The organism is Bacteroides sp. 11BF, from assembly GCF_019633765.1.
GTDB classification, from domain to species: domain Bacteria; phylum Bacteroidota; class Bacteroidia; order Bacteroidales; family Bacteroidaceae; genus Bacteroides; species Bacteroides hominis.
In genome coordinates this window covers 259,288-280,940 of sequence record NZ_JAFKPJ010000003.1, presented here as the reverse complement: position 1 = coordinate 280,940, position 21,653 = coordinate 259,288, and the positions used below count along the sequence as shown (strand labels likewise).

17 protein-coding genes are annotated in these 21,653 nt (G+C 41.1%); 6 read left to right on the top strand and 11 right to left on the bottom strand.

The features are described 5' to 3' along the window. Nucleotides 1–54 precede the first annotated feature (54 nt). Nucleotides 55–2,166: an outer membrane beta-barrel family protein gene (locus JZY04_RS04540; protein ID WP_122143314.1), complete on the top strand. Its 2,112-nt coding sequence runs from the start codon at nucleotides 55–57 to the stop codon at nucleotides 2,164–2,166. A 26-nt stretch (nucleotides 2,167–2,192) separates the two neighbouring features. Here JZY04_RS04540 and JZY04_RS04535 read toward each other — a convergent pair whose 3' ends face one another. Further along, nucleotides 2,193–4,202: a sensor histidine kinase KdpD gene (locus JZY04_RS04535; protein ID WP_122143313.1), complete on the bottom strand. Its 2,010-nt coding sequence runs from the start codon at nucleotides 4,200–4,202 to the stop codon at nucleotides 2,193–2,195. 167 nt (nucleotides 4,203–4,369) lie between these two features. Between JZY04_RS04535 and JZY04_RS04530 the strand changes: the two genes are divergently transcribed. After that, on the top strand, nucleotides 4,370–6,037 hold the full coding sequence (locus JZY04_RS04530; protein ID WP_032537139.1) for a formate--tetrahydrofolate ligase: 1,668 nt from the start codon (nucleotides 4,370–4,372) through the stop codon (nucleotides 6,035–6,037). Nucleotides 6,038–6,124: 87 nt separating this feature from the next. On the opposite strand, the gene JZY04_RS04525 is transcribed toward JZY04_RS04530, so the two are convergent. The 6 genes from JZY04_RS04525 to pyrB form a co-directional block, all read right to left on the bottom strand. Continuing rightward, nucleotides 6,125–6,835, bottom strand: coding sequence for a hypothetical protein (locus JZY04_RS04525; protein WP_005777603.1), 711 nt, complete (start codon nucleotides 6,833–6,835; stop codon nucleotides 6,125–6,127). 183 nt (nucleotides 6,836–7,018) lie between these two features. After that, a complete protein-coding gene (gene glyA / locus JZY04_RS04520) occupies nucleotides 7,019–8,299 on the bottom strand; it encodes a serine hydroxymethyltransferase (protein ID WP_005805953.1) in 1,281 nt (426 codons plus the stop codon). A 107-nt stretch (nucleotides 8,300–8,406) separates the two neighbouring features. Then, nucleotides 8,407–9,135, bottom strand: coding sequence for a porin family protein (locus JZY04_RS04515; protein ID WP_005805955.1), 729 nt, complete (start codon nucleotides 9,133–9,135; stop codon nucleotides 8,407–8,409). A 4-nt stretch (nucleotides 9,136–9,139) separates the two neighbouring features. Next, on the bottom strand, nucleotides 9,140–9,709 hold the full coding sequence (locus JZY04_RS04510; RefSeq protein ID WP_005805957.1) for a flavin reductase family protein: 570 nt from the start codon (nucleotides 9,707–9,709) through the stop codon (nucleotides 9,140–9,142). A gap of 88 nt (nucleotides 9,710–9,797) precedes the next feature. Next, on the bottom strand, nucleotides 9,798–10,259 hold the full coding sequence (gene pyrI, locus JZY04_RS04505) for an aspartate carbamoyltransferase regulatory subunit (protein WP_005777611.1): 462 nt from the start codon (nucleotides 10,257–10,259) through the stop codon (nucleotides 9,798–9,800). 4 nt (nucleotides 10,260–10,263) lie between these two features. Then, entirely contained in the window at nucleotides 10,264–11,190 is a 927-nt protein-coding gene (pyrB, locus tag JZY04_RS04500; protein WP_005805962.1) for an aspartate carbamoyltransferase, read from the bottom strand. A gap of 433 nt (nucleotides 11,191–11,623) precedes the next feature. Between pyrB and JZY04_RS04495 the strand changes: the two genes are divergently transcribed. Together JZY04_RS04495 and JZY04_RS04490 are read left to right on the top strand one after the other, a co-directional pair. Further along, on the top strand, nucleotides 11,624–11,902 hold the full coding sequence (locus JZY04_RS04495) for a LysO family transporter (RefSeq protein ID WP_005777620.1): 279 nt from the start codon (nucleotides 11,624–11,626) through the stop codon (nucleotides 11,900–11,902). Next, on the top strand, nucleotides 11,899–12,519 hold the full coding sequence (locus JZY04_RS04490; RefSeq protein ID WP_005805967.1) for a lysine exporter LysO family protein: 621 nt from the start codon (nucleotides 11,899–11,901) through the stop codon (nucleotides 12,517–12,519). Before JZY04_RS04495 ends, JZY04_RS04490 begins: the two co-directional genes overlap by 4 nt. Here the strand turns inward: JZY04_RS04490 and JZY04_RS04485 are convergent, their stop codons facing one another. After that, nucleotides 12,520–13,437 carry a FimB/Mfa2 family fimbrial subunit gene (locus JZY04_RS04485; protein ID WP_181996492.1) on the bottom strand — a complete coding sequence of 306 codons (918 nt, stop codon included), beginning with the start codon at nucleotides 13,435–13,437 and terminating at the stop codon, nucleotides 12,520–12,522. It lies immediately after the preceding gene. Nucleotides 13,438–13,460: 23 nt separating this feature from the next. Further along, entirely contained in the window at nucleotides 13,461–14,840 is a 1,380-nt protein-coding gene (locus JZY04_RS04480) for an Mfa1 family fimbria major subunit (protein ID WP_122143311.1), read from the bottom strand. Nucleotides 14,841–15,074: 234 nt separating this feature from the next. Between JZY04_RS04480 and JZY04_RS04475 the strand changes: the two genes are divergently transcribed. Both JZY04_RS04475 and JZY04_RS04470 read left to right on the top strand, forming a co-directional pair. After that, nucleotides 15,075–16,037 carry a helix-turn-helix domain-containing protein gene (locus tag JZY04_RS04475; protein ID WP_008660179.1) on the top strand — a complete coding sequence of 321 codons (963 nt, stop codon included), beginning with the start codon at nucleotides 15,075–15,077 and terminating at the stop codon, nucleotides 16,035–16,037. Between the two features lie 179 nt (nucleotides 16,038–16,216). Continuing rightward, nucleotides 16,217–18,388, top strand: coding sequence for a fimbrial protein (locus tag JZY04_RS04470; RefSeq protein ID WP_122143309.1), 2,172 nt, complete (start codon nucleotides 16,217–16,219; stop codon nucleotides 18,386–18,388). A gap of 3 nt (nucleotides 18,389–18,391) precedes the next feature. On the opposite strand, the gene JZY04_RS04465 is transcribed toward JZY04_RS04470, so the two are convergent. Further along, entirely contained in the window at nucleotides 18,392–19,342 is a 951-nt protein-coding gene (locus JZY04_RS04465; RefSeq protein WP_122143308.1) for a Dyp-type peroxidase, read from the bottom strand. A 214-nt stretch (nucleotides 19,343–19,556) separates the two neighbouring features. Beyond that, nucleotides 19,557–21,641 (bottom strand): RagB/SusD family nutrient uptake outer membrane protein, encoded by a 2,085-nt coding sequence (locus JZY04_RS04460; protein ID WP_032539381.1) that lies wholly within the window; start codon nucleotides 21,639–21,641, stop codon nucleotides 19,557–19,559. Nucleotides 21,642–21,653: the final 12 nt, after the last annotated feature.

The following is a 21,653-nucleotide window of genomic DNA, read 5'->3' as shown; positions in this document are numbered from 1 at the left end:
GTTTTGTCTTTTCTTCGGTACTTTGCAGCTGTAACCCAAACAAAAAACGAAAAGATGAAACGGATTTACGTAACTTTAGTGTTTGTTGCTGCTGTCTGTTGGCAGGTGGCAGCGCAAAATGAAGACTGGATACTTTCTGCAGATAGCCTGATTACGGTGGATGGACGTTTAGACAGTTTATACAGATCCTTGCCGGAAGTGATGGTGGTAGGTGAACGTCCGATAGTGAAAGCTATGCAAGGCAAACTTATATATGACCTGCCACGGCTCCTCCGGAATTTAGCGGTAGATAATGCTTATGATGCAGTGAAGGAGCTTCCCGGTGTCACGGAAATGAACGATAACCTTACTTTAGGTGGAAAGAGCGTTACTGTTGTATTGGATGGCAAAGTGACTACAATGACTCCCGAACAACTGAACACTCTATTAAAAAGTATTCCTGCCAGTCGTATAGAGAAAGCAGAAGTGATGTATTCGGCTCCAGCGCGTTATCAGGTGCGTGGAGCCATGATAAACATTTGTCTGAAGCAAGGTGATTCCGGAGCAGCCTCCCTGCAAGGAGAAATTTTCAGTGACTACCGGCAAAAGCATTATGAAAACCTGACTGAGCGTGCGAGCCTTCTATATTCCGGACATAAATTTTCTGTAGACTTTCTTTACTCTTACAGTCATGGACGGAACTATTTCTTGACGGATAAGAAGGCTTTGCACACCTTGTCGGATGGTACGATACATCCCATGAACACCAACGAATCTCAAAAAAGTCGTTTTAACAGACACAATTTACGCTTGGGAGGTGATTATCTTTTTGCCGACGATCATCAGCTCAGTTTGACATACAATGCCCAGTTTATGAATGGCTTTAATTTAAGTACAGTGAATGGTACACAAACCTCAAATGCCCGTACCCGGATGGTCGATCAACTACATAACGGGCGGATCGATTATCACACCCCATTCGGAATGAAAGCAGGAGTGGAATATACTTATTATCATTCGCCTTCTTCACAATTGCTACATAGCCGGTTAGAAGGCGATGAATTGAATTTTCGTAGTAGCGATTCTCAGCGTATCAATCGTTGGAAGCTTTTCCTTTCTCAAGAACATGAACTGCCTAATGGATGGGGAGTAAACTATGGAGCTGTCTATACTACAAGTTTAGACAACAGCTATCAATATTATTATAATTCTGAGAATGACAACATGATGTTGGAAAGCAACAACATGAAATCTCGTCGGCGGGAACAAACACTGAATTTCTATGCCGGATTTAACAAGAGTTTTGGCGATAACTTGTCTTTGGATGCCTCGTTGGCTGCCGAACAATTCCATACGACTGTATGGAATGAATGGAATCTATATCCGGCTTTTAATCTCAATTACACTCCGGCACCGGGAAACGTATGGCAATTGTCACTCAGCAGCGATAAAAGTTATCCCGACTATTGGGCAACTCAAAATGCCGTGTCCTATATGGGCGGAGAATATTCGGAAATTCATGGAAATCCTTATCTGAAACCGGAAATTAATTATCAGCTACAATTGACTTATATTCTGAAGAGTAAATATATATTCAATGTCTGGTATAGCCATACTAAAGATAATGCAACACAAACTCTTTATCAGTCCCCCGACCGATTGGTCGAGATCTATAAATACTTCAATTTTGATTTTGAGCAACAAGCAGGTATACAAGCTGTTGTTCCATTTACGATAGGTCGCTGGCTAAGTTCACGTTTTACGTTGACCGGCGTTTACGATCGCCAGAAAGACAGTGACTTCTGGAATATTCCTTTTGACAGGAAAGTATATTATGCCATGTTGAATATGAATCATACCCTGACCCTTTCTTCCCGTCCGGATCTCAGGTTGATTGTGAATGGGATGATGCGCAGTAAGGCAATACAGGGCATTTATGATTTACCGGTATCCGGCAATGTAGATGTGGCACTCAGATATACCTTTGCTGGTGGGAAAGCGTTGTTAACCTTTCGGTGCAATGACTTGTTTGAAACGGCTCAAATCTCTCCGCGTATTCGTTATGCCACGCAGAACGTAACAAACCATTATTCCGCTTTTCGTGAATTGGGTATCTCGTTTACCTATAAATTCGGAGGATATAAAGAGAAAAAACGTGAAGGTGTGGATACTTCACGTTTCAAGTAGATTTACTCTTAAAAATTAAGGAGGGGCTATTGGACAGGTATGGTTACTGTTATTTTAGTACCTTCCTTGTATGTCGGATCGATATTTATCTCTCCGGATAACCTGCGGATAATTAGTTGACACAGATATAGTCCTAATCCATTTCCCGGAGTAAACGTGTTGAGTTTCGAGAAACGTTCGAATACCTCTTTGTGCTTGTCAACCGGAATACCGCATCCGGTATCTGTCACACTGATATGAATCCGTTGGTGTGCTTCATCCATGCGGTAACGGAGGGTGATATTTCCTTTTTCGGTAAATTTATTAGCATTATTCAACAAGTGTTCTATGACCAATGATAAATATTTCTCATGGGTAGACAAAATGACAGGATATTCCGGTAAGTCCATATGATATTCTATATCAGGCTTATGATACTGGCTTAGTTGCTTCATTTCTTGTATGCAGATATGATGTAAATCGACTTGTTTACAAGGCAGTTTTTCCTGTGATACATCCAGACTGGATACCTCGAGCATATTATTGATCAGTGAAGTCAGTAAGACCGTGTTCTTCTGCACCTCGTGTGAGAAGCTTTCGCGGTTTTCTTTATCTACTTCATCATTGAATATCAAATCAGAGAAACCGACAATGGCGTTAAGTGGTGTTCGTATCTCGTGACAAACAGAATTAATGAAAGCTGTTTTCATCTTTTCACTTTCTTCGGCCTTTTGCTTGAGATTCCGGAGGTGAATCTTCATCTTTTTTTCTTTTTTCAGATTGTGATATAAATAAAGACAGATAACGATTACAATGGTCAGGATGATGAACAGGCATATCACTAAAATGCGTTTATTTTTGATTTCAAGCTGTGACTTTTCATTATTCAATTTGTTCACCTCATATTTTATTTGGAGTTCACTAAGTTGCTTTTGCATATTTTCAGTGTTTAGCGAATCTTTATACTGAGCAGATATTCTAAGATATGCCAGCGCCTCCTTAAAATTGCCCATGGCCTCATATGTTTGTGATTGAATGTCGTAGAGTCCTGGCAGATTATTTGGAATTATCGTTTGAGCTATTTGAATCAGACTGTCGTTGGCAATTAATGCTTTCTCGTAATTGGGGTGAGGCTTTAAGTTCAAGTAATAGTTGTCCATTGATAGGAAATAATTGTACCGGTCGTACGGATTTGTCAGCTCCTTGTTCAGTTTTACTATTTGCTGCCAGTAATAATCCATCTTTTCGGGAGCTACCATGATAGCATTTGTCAACAGTGACGCATAGATTTGTAACTCACGTGCAGCCAGATTGTAAAAGGGGCGTTTTGCTTTGTAATGATCTTTATAATACAGTTGCTGATTTTCCAAATCTTCTTCCAAAAGACGGATCGCTGAGTCACATTCGTTCAAAAAACTATAGATATTGGATAATTTCCAAACAATCATTGATACAAATTTAATGCGTTTCTCAGGAGGTAATTGCTTGGATAAGTTCATTGCTGTTTCCAAATAGGGGAGTGCTTCTTTCATCATTTCATTGGAATGAAGGCTACTTCCGGTGATATAAGCTTGTACGATTTTGCTGTATAGAGATGGTGCGTCCGATTTCTTTTCTTCCGTAAACTGCAATTCCTTCGCAATGGCCTCTTCTGTCTCGTTATGGCTGCATAGCACATCGAAAAAACGCATGTGAAGATAAGCTGATAAAGGAATTATTTCTTTGACATTATGAGTTGCTTTTATCAGATTCATATAATGATACGCTGAATCCATGCGGTATTCTTTAGCCTCTCCGCATGCAAGATCATTCAATGCATCAAGCATCATGGGTGTGTCACCCGCCTTTTTAGCTTCTCTATACATGCCAAGCAAATATGTTTTTTCGTCCGGTGTTTCAAAACAGATATCTGCCAGGTTTCTGTAGATACTGATTCGTTGAGCGGATACTGTCGTATGTTTTAGTTGTAGTAAGAGGCTGTCTTTTGCATGGTGATCTATAGCTGATACTATTCCGGTACAGATACATAGAGCCACAAAGATTATATGTCGTATCATATTGCTTGTTTGTTTGTAAGTAGCAAATATACGTCTTTTTTCCCTGAAAAATCCAGCAATGATGTGGCATCTTTTTATCTCCACTAAAAAAAGGTAATAAAGACAACTTTGATATGGAGTTAATTGTTAATTTTGCGACTTCATTTACTAACTTAATAACTCCCAATATGAAATCAGACATAGAAATAGCACGTAGTGTTGAATTGAAGAAAATAAAACAAGTGGCTGAAAGCATCGGCATACCTCGCGATGAAGTAGAAAATTATGGCCGGTATATCGCAAAAATCCCTGAATATCTGATTGATGAAGAAAAGGTGAAACAGAGCAATCTGATTTTGGTCACTGCCATTACCGCAACGAAAGCAGGGATTGGTAAAACGACTGTATCCATAGGTCTTGCATTAGGATTAAACAAGATAGGTAAAAAGGCAATTGTTGCTTTGCGTGAACCTTCCCTGGGACCGTGTTTCGGTATGAAAGGAGGGGCAGCAGGAGGAGGTTATGCCCAGGTACTTCCGATGGAAAAGATTAATTTGCATTTTACCGGTGATTTTCATGCCATCACTTCGGCTCACAATATGATCTCTGCATTACTGGACAATTATTTATACCAGAATCAATCTAAAGGTTTTGGTCTGAAAGAGATTCTCTGGCGTCGCGTACTCGATGTCAACGATCGTTCATTGCGCAATATCGTAGTTGGTCTTGGTCCGAAAACAAATGGTATTACACAAGAATCCGGATTTGACATTACACCGGCTTCGGAAATTATGGCTATTCTTTGTCTTTCAAAGGATGTAGATGATCTCCGCCGTCGTATCGAAAATATTCTTTTAGGCTACACCTATGATAACAAACCGTTTACTGTAAAAGATCTGGGCGTGGCAGGGGCTATTACTGTCTTGCTGAAAGATGCTATACATCCGAATCTGGTACAGACTACCGAAGGCACCGCTGCATTTGTACATGGTGGCCCATTTGCTAATATTGCCCATGGCTGTAACTCTATTTTGGCAACAAAAATGGCGATGACTTTTGGAGATTATGTTATCACAGAAGCCGGCTTCGGTGCCGATCTGGGAGCAGAGAAATTTTATAATATTAAATGTCGTAAGAGCGGGCTTCAACCACGTCTGACAGTGATTGTTGCCACAGCACAAGGGCTCAAAATGCACGGAGGAGTAAGCCTGGACCGAATTAAAGAACCGAATCTTGAAGGATTGAGAGAAGGTTTGCGCAATTTGGACAAGCATGTTCGTAATCTTCATTCGTTCGGTCAAACGGTTATCGTTGCTTTCAATAAATTTGCGAGTGATACGGATGAAGAAATGGAGTTGCTTCGTGAGCACTGTGAGCAGTTAGGAGTAGGCTATGCTATCAATAATGCCTTTACGGAAGGAGGTGAGGGTGCTGTCGAACTGGCGAATCTTGTGGTTGAAACAATTGAGAATAAACCGTCTGAACCGTTACAGTTTACATATAATGATGGAGACAGCGTACAGCAGAAAATCGAGAAAATCGCAATCAATCTATATGGTGCAAGTGTCGTGACTTATAGTACACTGACCCGTAACAAGATTAAATTGATTGAAGAAATGGGTATTGGTCATTATCCTGTATGTATTGCTAAAACCCAATATTCTTTCTCTGCGGATCCGAAAGTATATGGTGCGGTAGATAATTTCGAACTTCATATTAAAGATATCGTTATAAATAACGGTGCCGAGATGATCGTAGCGATTGCGGGCGAAATAATGCGTATGCCGGGTTTACCTAAAGAACCACAAGCTCTGCATATTGACATCGTGGATGGTAATATTGAAGGATTGAGTTAGAGATAGTCCGATATAAAGCAATAAATAAATCCCCGCTATTCTTTTTGAAAGAATGGCGGGGATGACGGATATATAGAGTCCAGTGTGCTACTTCTTGATTCTTTCTAACACACTGTACGATTGTAGCTCCTTCTTATTATTGTATTGTTCAGAGCGGACAATTCCAATATTGGGTGCATACCATTCATATCCATAACCTTTTATTGTTTCCTGAGGAGTCCAGATATTCATTTCGTACTTTACTTTGGTACAATAGAATGCTCCTGCTGGAGTGTTTACCGTTTCGGTAGCAACAAATTCCCGGTCGAAGATAGAAATTTCGGCGCGGTTATTTTTATTGCCTTTTTGATAAAGACGCAGAGTGCCGTCATCAAACTCGTCATCGTCTCCCGGATTCATTGGATCGGAAAATGCATTCGGGTAATTCATTAAATCTCCCATCATATATACATCGGCATTCATCATATTAAGTGCAGTGGGGAATGTGGCCACATCTCCCATACTCATAGAGAAGTTACCGTCATTGCAGCGAGCTACCATTTGCCCGGAATTGAGTGTTTTTCCGGAAGCATCAGTAAATGTATAGTTGGCTACTACTTCCATTCCTGAAGGGTAATCGTAGGCTTGGTCTACTCTGTAGACAAGGATGTTGGTGAGTTTACCATCAGCGGTGTAACAATTACGAGTGATTTGCTCACCTTCTTGATTAGGAAAGAAGAAGGCGCAATCCTGATTTTGAGCCATAGCTCCTGCAGCAACAAATAATGTAGTTGCAACCATTAAATTTCTTATTTTCATATCAGTTTAGGTATTAAGTGAATATCTTCTTTTTTTAACTACTTAACAACGGTTCTTGGGAAGGAAAGGTTTTAGGGTGGGGTGTTAATGCCATGTTAAAAGAGCGAAAAAAAATGCCCGCAACTTTCTTCACAGAGAATTGCGAGCCCACGTATGTTATTGTTTAATACTAAAATGTGCTATTTAATAAGCGAAGATCGGATATTTTTCCATTGTCTTATTGACACGTGCACGTACTTGTGCTATCACTTCTTCGTTCTCTACGTTCGATAGAACGGTTTCGATCATTTCTGCAATCTCCAGCATCAGATCTTCTTTTGCACCACGAGTCGTGATAGCGGGAGTACCCAAACGGATACCTGAAGTCTGGAACGCAGAACGACTATCGAACGGAACCATGTTTTTATTGACTGTTATATCAGCAGATACAAGTGCTTTTTCGGCAACTTTACCTGTCAAGTCAGGATATTTACTGCGTAGATCCACCAGCATCGAATGATTATCCGTACCGCCGGAAACGATGGTAAAGCCACGGTCAATTAAGGCTTGTGCCAATACGGCAGCATTCTTTTGTACTTGCTTCTGATATTCCTTATATTCCGGTTGCAAGCACTCACCGAAAGCTACGGCTTTAGCTGCAATTACATGTTCCAGCGGACCACCCTGTATTCCGGGGAATACAGCTGAGTCGAGCAACTGAGACATCATTTTAATTTCTCCTTTTGGAGTTTTCTTTCCCCATGGATTGGGGAAATCTTTACCCATCATGATTACACCGCCACGAGGTCCCCGCAAAGTCTTGTGGGTAGTTGAAGTTACGATATGAGCATATTTCACCGGGTTGTCCAACAGTCCTGCTGCAATTAATCCGGCAGGATGTGCCATATCAATCATAAGGATCGCACCCACCTTATCGGCAATTTCGCGCATACGTTTGTAATCCCATTCACGAGAGTAGGCTGAACCTCCTCCAATTATCATTTTGGGTTTCTCACGTAATGCCACTTCTTCCATCTGGTCGTAATCCACGCGACCGGTTTCCTGTTTTAAATTATATTCGCAGGGAGTGTAAATGATTCCCGAAGTATTTACTAATGAACCATGTGAAAGGTGACCTCCGTGTGCCAGATTCAGTCCCATGAACTTGTCGCCCGGGTTCAACACAGCAAGAAATACAGCAGCATTAGCCTGTGCTCCTGAGTGAGGTTGTACATTGGCCCATTCTGCACCGAAAATCTCTTTCAAGCGGTCGATGGCAATTTGTTCACTCTGGTCTACCACCTCACAGCCGCCATAATAGCGTTTACCCGGATATCCTTCCGCATATTTGTTGGTAAGACAAGATCCCATTGCCTCCATCACCTGATCACTCACGAAATTCTCTGATGCGATCAGCTCAATGCCTTTCAACTGACGTTGATGTTCTTTTTCGATAATCTCGAAAATTAAATCGTCTCTTTTCATTATTTGTTATAATAAGATTAAAGTATATCTTGAAACCTTTATTATTATAATCGCACAAATTTAGGTAATATTTAAAGAGTGTGCAACCTTTTAGCTAAAAAAGTTATTTAAAATATAACTCCGAGTGAAAAACTAAGTACATTATCACGGCGTCGAAAAGTGATATTACTTACTTCGGGCTTACCTTCGACGTCTATATTATCGTAAGTAACAGACTTCGACAAGTTGCGAAGTCCTTGTTCATAACGAAAATCGAAAAAGATACGTGAAATGCTGACGCTTACTCCGATCACTGCGCTGGCATTGAAGGGATGTAACCTCTCATGGATACCTTGCTGGTCGAAGTTCTCAAAGGTGATTTTATTTTTTTGATTCCACAGATATCTTAGTTTCGGTCCGGCAAAAAGAGACATGCTGTAAGGGCCTTGTCTTACTACGTGATAGCCGTAAAGCAACGGAAAATCAATACTGTGAATAGTTGAATTAACCGATGCATAGTCAGGTTCGATATCGGGATGTTGTGAACCCAGTTTGTCGAAAGTGATTTCGCATCTGCTGATGTTATACGATATCTCGGGCTGTATAAAATGTCTCTTCATGTTGAAACGCATGAAGAGAGCACCGAAATAACCTATTTTATAATTATTCTGAATCTCGTCAATGGTTACATCCTTGATTTTCAGATTGGAAACCAAAAACATGGAAGAGTTAAAACCACCCCTGATTCCTACATTTATTTTGCGGTCATCCGGGCGTTTTTCCTTTTTATGATCACCTTCACCATAAGCGGCAAAAGTAATCCACATATATATAAAAAGGAGAATCACTCGTTTCATAGCTTCACTTTGTTTTCTTTTCTACTGACCAACCGAATTTACCGATCTTTTCTCCCAGATTATAATATCCCCCATGTACATATACAAGCGGATTAGCTTCTGCCAGTTCCAGTTTTCCGGTTTCCCGGTTTAAGTGACGGTCATCCGCCCGAATGTTTACCACATCGGCAATAAACATATCATGTGATCCTAAAGATACAATTTCTTTTACCCGGCATTCGATACAAAGGGGAGATTCCTCAATGAGAGGCGCACTCACCACCGTGCATTTACCCGGTGTCAGTTTCATTTCTTCAAATTTGTGATAATCCTTACCCGACCGTACCCCACACCAATCTGTTGCAAAAGCCATATCCCGGGTTGTCAGGTTGATCACAAACTCCATATTCTTTTTTATAATAGGATAGGAGTAGCGTTCGGGACGGACAGAAATATAACACATCGGTGGATTGGTACAAATGGTTCCGGTCCAAGCTACCGTAAGTATATTGTATTCACTTTCATTGTTTCCGCAACTCACCAGTACGGCAGGCAACGGATAAATCAGGGTTCCGGGTTTCCAGTCTTGCTTCATCTTTTTTATTAATAGCGTGCTATATGCGCTACAAGTGCTATTACGTCATAGCACAGTATTTTAAAACTCGTAGCGCTGTGACACGTAACTAAATGATTGTGATATCTTCTCTTTTCTGTTCTTTTTCGCAATAATGGCATTTTATAACGCAACTATCCTTGTCAATCACATGGAATAACGTGGCCATCGGTTCATTGTTCGTAATACATTTCGGGTTGGCACATTTCACTATACCTTTTAACTCGTCCGGCATACGTACCTCTTTCTTTTCTACCACTTCGTAGTCACGGATAATGTTTAGTTTTACATGAGGTGCTACTACGGAAATACGGTTGATTTCTTCGTCACAGAAGAACTTGTCAGCAATCTTGATGATCCCTTTCTTACCCAGTTTCTTGCTGTCCAGATTGAATCCGATAGTAATATTGGTCGTCATGTGTTCCAACCCAAGCAGTGAAACTACAGTAAAGAGTTTCTCCGAAGGGATATGGTCAATAACAGTGCCGTTTTTCAGTGCGGCCACCTGTAGTTCTTGTTTATTCTCGCTCATGATTTTATAAAATATCTTGTAAAGTGATTCCTAATACATCGCAAAGTATAGCTTGACGGGCATAGAGACCGTTCTGTGCCTGCTGAAAGTAGTATGCTTTCGGACTATCGTCTACGTCATAAGCTATTTCGTTAACACGTGGCAATGGATGCAGGATACGGAGGTTAGAACGAGTGTTTTCGAGCATTTTCGCTTTCAGGATATATACATTCTTCACCCGTTCATATTCCATTAGGTCAGTGAAACGCTCACGTTGTACACGGGTCATGTAAAGAATATCCGCATCCTTAATTACCTCTTCGTTGAAGTCTGTGTGCTCCACATATTTTATGTTATGTTCTTTGCAATAAATCTTATATTCTTCCGGCATCTTCAGCTCTTCGGGAGCAATGAAGTGGAAAGTCGGATTAAAATGCCGCATTGCCATCAGTAAAGAGTGTACTGTACGTCCGTATTTCAGGTCACCTACCAGATAGATGTTCAGATTCTCCAGTGTACCTTGTGTTTTATAAATGGAGTAGAGATCGAGCATTGTTTGTGAAGGGTGCTGATTGGCTCCGTCTCCGGCGTTTACGATAGGCACTGGGGCCACTTCACTGGCATAGCGTGCTGCTCCTTCCAGAAAATGCCGCATTACAATCACGTCAGCGTAGTTACTAACCATCATAATTGTATCTTTCAGAGTTTCCCCTTTGGATGAGCTGGTGGCTTTAGGATCCGAGAATCCGATAACCCGTGCGCCCAGGCGATTGGCAGCAGTTTCGAAACTTAGCCGGGTGCGGGTAGAAGGTTCAAAAAATAGGGTAGCCACTACTTTACCTTCCAATAACCGGCGGTTGGGATTCTTCTCAAATTGTTTCGCCATTTCGAGCATATAGAGGATTTTTTCTTTCGAATGCTCCGCTATGGTTACTAAACTTCTGTTTTCCATATCGTTATATGTTTATTGATATATCCTTTATTTCGGTTTGTAAAGATACGAAGAAAAATGCAGGTTCTGCAAGATTTTCATCGTCTTTTTATGAGTAATTCTACTACTATGACTATTTATATTTTGCATAATTATTTGGAAAATATGCGCAATAGTATTACCTTTGCACTGTAATTAATGAATGATATGAACCGATTATTTACTACATATAGCATACACAATGCCGTGCGAGAAAATAAGATTCTGTACGGACACTGCATTGTGCATGTACATTGGTTTAGCGGATTTATCTGAATTACTCCCTGTTTTGTAGTTTGATTTATATCTTTTCGTTCCCCTTATTAAATATAAGGTGAAAGGGAGAATCTGTCCGGCAGCTCATACATAAAAGTTGCCAGGGATTGCATTGTGTAACTTTTTAAAATATACGAGTATGTTTTCCATTATATCTATCATGTTTTTAGGTATTGGCATTGGTTATTTGCTGCGTAACCTGAAATTTCTGGAGAAAGTAGAAAAGAGTACTTCGCTTACGATATTCCTGCTACTTTTCGTGCTGGGCCTTTCGATAGGCTCCAATAGTTTAATCGTAAATAATCTGGGTAAATTCGGATGGCAAGCCATTGTGTTGGCCACTTCAAGTATCTTGGGCAGCATGTTGGCTTCTTTTCTCGTATTACGCCTGTTTTTCAAGAAAGGAGGAAAATCATGAAAGGCAGTCTGATTGTTGTCGCATTTTTCTGTATAGGCTGTCTGGTCGGAATCTTCAATGATTTCCAGTTTGACATGCACAATCTTTCTATGTATATACTTTATGCGTTGATGTTGCAGGTTGGCATCAGTATCGGAAGCAATAAGAATCTGAAATTTCTGATCAAAAGTCTACGCCCCAATATGCTTTTAGTGCCGATAGCTACCATTGTCGGAACCCTTCTTTTTTCAGCTTTTGCCAGTTTATTGTTGAGTCAGTGGAGTGTATTCGATTGTATGGCAGTGGGAAGTGGATTTGCATATTATTCCCTTTCATCCATCTTGATTACTCAGTTTAAGGAAGCTTCTGTAGGATTACAGTTGGCAACGGAACTTGGTACAATTGCTTTGCTGGCCAATATTTTCCGCGAAATGATGGCATTGCTGGGCGCACCACTGATCAGGAAATATTTTGGGAAACTGGCCCCTATTTCTGCTGCCGGTGTAAATTCAATGGATGTATTGTTGCCGTCCATTACTCACTATTCGGGGAAGGATATGATACCTGTTGCCATCTTTCACGGAATCCTCATTGATATGAGTGTACCTTTCTTTGTTTCATTCTTCTGCAGTTTATAGTTATATTTCTTCATTAACTATCTCCCAGCCATTAATCTTGATAATGACCGGGATGTAGTTATCGAAGGATATTTCAATGGTGAAATCATGGTTATGCTCAAAATCAATATTGGGATTTCCGCCTATAAGTTTACCAATAAGATTCTCATCATAGCGGATTGTACCTGTTTTGTCGGCAATTCGCAGCCGGGGTTCTCTATCTTTTTCTAGTCTCATTACATTGAAGTCGGCAATCAACGGATCTGATTGTCCCGATGATGTTTCATAAATGGGAATATAGCTTATCTGGTCATCATCGGAGAATTGTGAATCATATCCATACTTACCGTTATTATCCTCTATATAAATGTTATCACTTCTGTCTTGATTCAAATTATGAGCAATGACCCGGATATGATTCGTCATTTGTTTCAAGTTTATCAATACAATTGTTTTTTCTTTACTGTTAAGCCCGACTATATCGTGCATACCGTGATAGAGCAGTTTGGGCTGATTGATTACCCGGTTGTCCTCCTGACGTTTTACAGATAGAAAGAAATCATCGATATAAGTTTTCCCCGGCACACATTCAGAAGTCTGATAAGTACTTTTATCATAGCCACCCCATGCTACAAATTGGTAACTGCCCTGTTTGTAAGGCAGCTCCATGACATAATCGTCATTGATTGAGGTCATAGAATCGTTTACCTGAGAGATAAAAACTCCTTTTTCATCGAATATGAAAACAGCCAACCGATCGATACCTTGCGCAGTGCTCTGCCTTGAGTCTGCATTTGTATCATAGCTGAATTTGAGAGCCAGCCCTCCATCATCCCGGGGACATCCGGACATATCTTCCCGGATGCAATTCGTGAGTACGAAAGGCAATATAATGAATATGAATACTCTGAATCCGGCTTCTATCTTGCAGGTAAACATTCTGTGGAGCATTAATTAGCTGGTTATAAATCGTGATCTTCTTCAATCACCTCCCAAGGGATAATCTGGATGTCGACCCCAATCCATGAATTAGGCTTGATTGGTTTTCCGCTGTCAAAGTTATCCGAAGGATTTCCCGGTGCTTGTATAGAATTGATGTTGATCTTGAAATATTGGTTTCTGTAGATATTATAAGGAGCCTGTGGTGTGACTGCATCACCGTTAACAAAAATATGATAGTAACACAATCCGTTGCTATACGTATTCTCCGATAATAGGTAGATCCCATTGATAGATGGCATTCCCGGAGTATTTGCGGCACATAGCTCCGCAAACTTTTCTGCCGTAGGTCCATCTATAAAGTAATTGGCAACACCATCGGCAGTCCGCACGACAAAGAATGTTTTATCCGCCGGTTTCGGATTGACGATGATTTCAAAATCAGCCGCAACTGTAGGGGGATTTATTTTGGTAGATATGATGTTAGTGGGTGTAAATACCCCGCTGACACTGATAAAAGTTGCTGCATCCACATTGGATGTACCCGAAATATACTGGAATGCATTTTCCGTAGCATAAGAAAAAGAGGTAGGCACATCAGCCGAAGCATAAACGTTGATGGCATCTGTTCCCCTCGTAAAATCTGCTGCGGTATAATTAGCCCAGTTATAGTCTTTGATGAGAGCGTCCCTGTTATCCTGAATAAAGTAGAATTTTTTATTCAGGTTTCTCCAGCCGAACTTCAGATCTGTCATCGTTCCGCCTCCATTCACTACAAAGCTCTGTGATTGGAACACCGCCGCCTTTGCAGTGACGCGATTTACAGAAATGGTTATGTGATTGTTTTCGGCTTCACTTTTCTTCTCATATAAATCAGTAGCGGGCGTAAGGGTCGGATAAGCACTATTGAACATGACAAATCCATTTGTTTGATCGGCCAATTTTGTTATTTCTTGTGTGAAATCTTTATAGCTGAATGCACCCAATCCGTTAGAAGTAATATAGTTCACTATTTCTGCATTAAGGTTTACTCCCGCAAAAATATATTTATCCGTCTTTTTGGTACTGACCGGCTGGCTGGTCACCCAGGTAGAACTCCTGGCTGGTTTCTGTGTGAGCGTACCTCCTGCGACCGTAAATTCAGCTACAGTAGGTGTATTGGGAGATTCTGCGTCATAAATAAACACATGTAGGGATTTCACTGTATTTTCCGCTGCAATTCCCGGATCTGTAGATACTGCACGTGTCTTCGATGCGTGGGGAATGCTGATGGAAAAAGAGGCATATGCATCCGAGGCAATTACGTCCGGATTGCTGGGCTGGTCAACCCAATCATTGTCATTGCTGCATGCAGCCATAGTCAATGCAACCAGTGTAGTCATAAAGATTTTACTTGTTTTCATTATCTTTTTATTTAGGTGGATATACTACGTTTTTTTCAGATAACAAATATACCTTCCAGGCAGCAACGATTTGTGACTTTAAAAATGTATTTATAAACAAAAAGTGTCTATTGAAGCAATCCCTGAAAAAGAAAGCTCTGATAATGCAACGCACCGTCATCAAAGGGATTGTTCGTTTCGATAGGCGCAACAAAAGTTACAGATTACTTGTTTACAGATAAAAATATAAAAACAATGATTATGCGTAATATAAATACAGATTTAATAGATGCAATGAAAATATACTTACCCAAGGGGAACAATCTTGCAAATACGCTGATGGACATTCTTTATCTTGGCAAAGAAGCTACTTACAGGCGGTTGCGGGGTGAAGTACCGTTCACTTTTGCCGAAGTTGCCACCATATCTCAACACATGGGCATTTCTCTTGATAAAATAGTAGGGGCCGATTTGAATGACAACGCTATCGTTAATCTGAATATGTTGCAATGTCAACGCCCTGCGGAGACCTATTATTCTATTATCGATTCGTATATAAAGTTGTTCGGTCAATTGATTGAGCGGGAAAGTTCGGAAAGAAGTACCTCCTCAAATACCGTTCCGCAAACCCTGTATTTAAAGTATGAAGCCTTATCCAAATTCCAGCTTTTCAAATGGATTTACCAGCATGAAAGTACGTATGCAGGCAGACATTATGAAGATTTGGAGATTCCGGAAAAGTTGATTGACAAGCAAAAAGAATTTGTAAATTTGTCCCAGCTATTCCAGACAACCAATTATATATGGGATAAAGAGATATTTATCAGATTGGTCAATGAGATCAAGTTTTTCTTAAATATCAATCTGATATCAGAAGACAGTGTAAAAAGAATAAAGAAGGAATTATTGATATTACTGAATGAATTGGAGAAGATCTCAGCTCAGGGAAAATATTCATCCGGAAAAGATGTGAAAATATATATATCCGATATCAATTTTGAGTCTACATATAGTTATGTAGAAACAGATATCTACCATCAATGCCTGATAGGGGTCTTTTCTATTAATTCCATAACTTCGAAAGATGATTTGCTATTTCAGCATTTGAAGGTATGGATACAGTCATTAAAGAAGTATTCAACTTTGATTTCGCAGAGTGGTGAGGTTCAGCGAATCCATTTTTTTAACCGGCAACAAGAACTGGTGAAAAGTTTATAATGAAGTTTCGAAAATGGATACACGTCTTTATACACATTTCCGATTGTTGCATAATTGGACAATAAATTCATGTGAGATGTGATAATAGAAAAATCTTTGTTTACACCATTCATTAAACGCCACGGATTCCTTCCTGAAAAAGTCCATCTTTGTATCTGAGAAAATAAACCTAAACCCTAATGAAAAAATTAATGGTTATTCTGATAACCGGCCTTTTATATATGTCATGTACCGACAGTATGGAAGTGCCCGGAGATGCAGATAGAAATAATACAGAGGATGTATCGGTAAGGTTAGTGATAACCATACCGGCCTCCACTACATATGCCCGGACGCGAGGAACATTTGCGACGACCGATCATGAGTCTAAAATCAGTGAGATTCAAGTGTTAGTGTTTGAAGAAGGTAAATATAAGTACCGTGTACCCGGCATATCCATCAACAACACTTCATCTGCTGCTTCTTTTAAAGCTTTATTAAAATCAAGCAGTTCGCCTTTAAAATTACTCATATTAGCCAATGCTACCGATGCGGTAATAGCCAATGAGCCTTCGGTGGATGATAGCGAAGATTTGGTGAAAAAGAACATCAATCTCCGGTTCAACAATATCACTTCCGATTTTCCAATGTATGGGGAGTATGAATTGCCCGGCGGATTAGAAGCAACGGTTATAAATAATATTACCGGAATAAAGATGTTACGTTCCATTGCCCGGGTAGACGTGAAAGCTACGGAAGTGGCAAACTTTAAGTTGTCAGGGGTAAAAGCATATCGTGCCAATGACCACTTGCAGATAATACCCGATGAAACCGGAGTCGTCAGGGTTACGCTTCCGAGCGTACCTGCCGGAAGTACCGGAAATGTAAACAGTGTCCTGTATCCTGTATCTGTTGAGAACCTGAATGAATTTTCAGCCCAACTCTACTTGCCTGAGGCCGATTCACCAGCCCCGGACAATCGGGTTAGTCAGGCAACCTGTATTGTTGTGGAGGGTTATTATGAAGGAAGTGATCAACCGGGTTACTACCGTATGGATTTTGATCCCGATAATGTTGAAAATGCTTTCGGGCAAGTACTTCGTAATCATAAGTATATTTTCAATATAAAGAAGGTCTCAGGTCCGGGGTGGGGTAGTCCGGACGAAGCGGCGAATAATCGTTCCGCCCATATCGTAGCCGAAGTACAGGCATGGGATGATTATACCATTGACATGAGTTTCGATGGAGAACATCATTTTGGGGTGTCTTCGCGAGAGATCATCCTCAAGAACAAAGCCGGTTCGGCAGGAATCATCAGTGTGAATACCGATCTTCCGGATTATACTTTACAATGGGCCGATGCGGCAGGAACTCCCCAAGGAACCGCCGACCAGTCATTAGCAAATGAATTCTTTAAAGTAGAAAAAACACAGAATGGGAGTCAACTGGTGATTACAGCTCTGCAGAACAATTCGGCAAGCAATATCCGCCGTACTCAAAACTTTATGATTACAGCCCATCGATGGCGTATTTTAGTGAATATACAGCAGAGATATGATGTCGCTGCCTACAAAACAATTGATCTTTTAACATTCAATGCCGGTTTGGGATATTTAGGAACGAATATAATTGGCTCTGGCAATGCAGAGGCGCGCGCAACTGGTCTTCGCGGAATACTCAATAATCAAAATAATTTCGGTCCGGCCGGAACAGTTGAATGCGGAGGATATAATCTGATTGGCGTGAGTGCGAGCAATAATAATCTGACAGATGCTCTTTTCGCGGCTTTTGATGTCGTTTATGTCCATTATATGAGCAATTCTTTATTCGGGATCTCGGATGCCCAGAAAGCGCACAATTGGGTGAAGGCTAAAAAGAACCGTGTATTGATTGTTTCTTATGATGCCAGTGATGTCAGCCAGAATTTATTAAAAGAGATATTGGGTGGAAATAGTGGCATTTCTTTTATCAGAAGTAATACCGGAGCATTTCCTTTGGCAAACCCGGTAGACAGTAATCGTTATTTTACTAGCACAGGTCCTTTTACCAGTGGTTCATATACTCCTGTCAGCACTGGCTTTTCCTTACGCAATTACGATTCTTTTCATGGTGAGATATTGCTTAATACCGATGCTTCTAAAGGCATCACTCCTATATTGATGGGATCTTCAGGAGGAATTGTTTTAGGCATAGACTACTCAAGAAGAATAGTCTATTGGGGCGATACGGATATAGGCAACTCGGGAACAGGTACAGGAGGGACCACTAATAATCGTATAAATAATGATGATGGGACCATTAATAATGATGCCTCCAAACTGATAGCCAATGTTTTTGCCTGGATAGCGGAGACTGTACTGTATGGAGAGTGATTACTATTCTCCGAGTGTAGCAAGCAAATCGTACGAAGGTACAAAAAACAATGTGCCTGTTACCGGAGTACTGAAGTCCAACAAACGATCGGTGTTCCCCACAGGGTCACCAATAAACATGTTCTCCAACATTTTGCGGGTAGTACTGAAGGTGCTGGCATAGCCGATAAAGTATGTTCCATATTCTCCTTTAGAAGTGTTGGCAAACGGCATATTGGCACGTACGATTTTCAAATCGTCACCGATATTGGTTACGGCATTGTGGGCATTTTGCGGTTTCTCTTCGTCCGACAATTCCACATCATTATATTTGCGGCGGCCAATCACCTTTTCTTGTGCTTCGACCGGAAGCGAGTTCCATGCTACCATGTCATGGATATATTTCTGCACAAAAACGTAACTGCCTCCTGCGAATTGCGGGTCTTCGTCACCGACAACCGCAAAATGATAAGGGTTTTCATCTACGGCCGGATTCTCCGTACCGTCTACAAAACCGATGATCGCTTTTCCGTCCATATATCTGAACCCGTGTGTTTCATCGATGGATTCTGCCACACCTTTGAGTTTTTCGTCAATTATAGAGGCAAATTCAAAACAGAGACCCATCTGTTTAGCCCGGATGTGCAGTAACAGGTCACCCGGGGTAGATACAGCTATATATTTATCTCCTTTTATCTCTTCAAAGGTACTTAACTCTTTAGGTTTGTCCAACTCCGGAAAAAGTCTGCTCCAGGCATCGGCACCAAACCCCATCGTGCAGCTAAATTGCATATCAGGAAAACGGTTACGCATACTGCGTATCAGGGCGGAGAAATTAGCACATACATCTTTTACTTGCTTGATTGCATCGTCCGATTGCTTCAGTCCATAAACAATAAAAATAGCGTTTTCGCCTTGTTTCTCAGTTACATCTTGTGGTATATTTCCACCGAATAATTCTTCATGCGCATTCATACTTTCCTATATTTTAAAGTTGTTGTTTATTGTAGTCGGTCTGATCTGATCAAATCAGATTTTATTCTTTTCTATATATCATATAACTTAAAAGACGTGGCTTAGGTTCATTCGGAGGTTTGATTTTGTTCACCACAGGATACATCGGCAAACATACCTTGTATAAACTCTGTGGTGAACTTTGTTATATTACGGTTTTACGTATTCGGCGACATTACTCAAGCGCTTTTCCTGTACCGACAGGCCAATATGGATTCTGATACATCATGGATGTATTGATGTCTTCCGGATTAGTGGCCGACAATTGCAAATCCTGTAGTCCGAGTGGCTCCAGATAATAAGCTTTTTTCCAGGTATATCCGTCATAAAGTTGATTATTCGTTTGTGTCCTTCGCAGTGGTCGTACGTATTTCCCGTCCGATTTCGGCGACATGTTGGCAGATGTGCTGCCATCGGCTACTACAGCAGACTTTTCATTACCGTCTTTATCCGTGGTTGTGTAGAGTTTATAGGCTTCATCCCAGAAGTTGATGCCTTCTACAATGTATGGTTGTGTAAATAACCGGTCCCAAGAGCGCCATCTTTTCAGGTCGTCCCAGCGCATGCCCTCGGCGATAAATTCGCAGCGGCGCTCACGGCGAATGTTGTAAAGCGTCGCATCTACCATTCGGTCTCCCGAGTAAACTCCGAGGTCGTCTTCGCGGCTCAGATCCGTACTATTGATCGTCTTCTGATAGTCTTCATCGACACCGGCACGTCTGCGAATGGCTTTCCAGTAGTCCTGTGCCTTACTGTCTAACGAACCATTCTTCTCATAACAAGCCTCGATGTAGTTAAGATATGCTTCGGAAGCACGAAAAATAGGACAGGCATTGGTCCCCAGCAATTCGTCCGATCTGCTTTGTTCGTCATCATACGGATAGAACTTACGGGAACGATAACCGGTGATATCACGTGTCTGTTCCTGATCACTGATTACTGTAGATTTTACCCAAGGTACAGGTATCGGATTCGTCACCATGTTTCCCGCCTGGTCCTTATTGTAATTCTTCACTGTATCTGCTCTTTCATCTGTCATCCACGCATCTTTTTCTCCCCACACAAACAGTTGCAAGCGCTCGTCACGGTCTTTCTTTTCATCAGAAACCGTTCTGTCATCAATAGCATTGTTGCTTGCATAGATAGGCATACCGTCTTTCATCAGAAATGTTTTGATCAGTGAACGTGTCAGTCCGGTACGGTCTCCGTTTTTAAGGCGTGCACCTACACAATGTGATACGGTAAGTGACAGGTTATATTGTTTCCACAGCAGTACTTCTTCCACATTCGAAAGATCTGGCTGGCTGAACATTTCGAAATAAGGATTCCACCCATAAAGTGTATTGTATGGAGGATTCATTACATGCGAGTTTTCTGCCAGTTGAACATGATCGGCAACAGCTGCCGCTGCTTGCATTGCTTCCGTCAGGAAGAAGTTTATTTCTCCTGCTATATCGAATGTTTTTCCACTGTTATAGCTCATTACGGCTCCGGGCCATGTTGGATCACCCGGTACGCGCCCCGTTCCCTGATGATATTTCTCGAAGGTTGCTTCGAACAGTGCAACTCTTGATTTCAGCACCAATGCAGCCTGTTTGTTAATACGCTGGTTATTCTGGAAACCACGTTCTTTCAGGCGACTGATAGCTTCGTCAAGATCTTTTAGAATGAAGCGTGCCACTTCATTGCGTGGTGCGCGCTGACTTTTCTTGATCAGTGTTTCGGAGTCGTCCGGCAATACTTCGGTAATGATGGGATAATCGCCAAAACGTACCAATGCGTTATAATACGCCAGGGCACGGAAGAAATAAGCCTCTCCGATATACTGCTTCAACAATTCTGCATCTCCGGGAATCGTACCCTCTTTCTCTTTCGGCAGTACTTGTTCAAAGAGATAATTCCACACACGAATACGGTTCAGAGGTTCTTGAATGTTTTTCCCTTCGGGCACCTGTTTGTTTCCCGCAAAATAATCAAGGTTTCCATCATCACTCAATAAATTGTCGGTGTTAGCATCATTTCTTACCACTCCGGAGTTCCATGCCCTTTGGTGATACATCTTGGTTGTATTTGAATTTTCAAGGTAGTCGTCATAGTAATTGATAACATAGCTTCCCACTTGATCTACTGTGTTGAAGTAATCTTCCGGAGTGATATCACTGATTGGCGAACGGTCCAGGAAGTCGTTGCATGAAGTCAGTGCCAGTCCGCCCATTCCGATTAACGAGCAGAAACAGATATGTTTCAGTTTTAGTTTCATCATTTGTCTGGT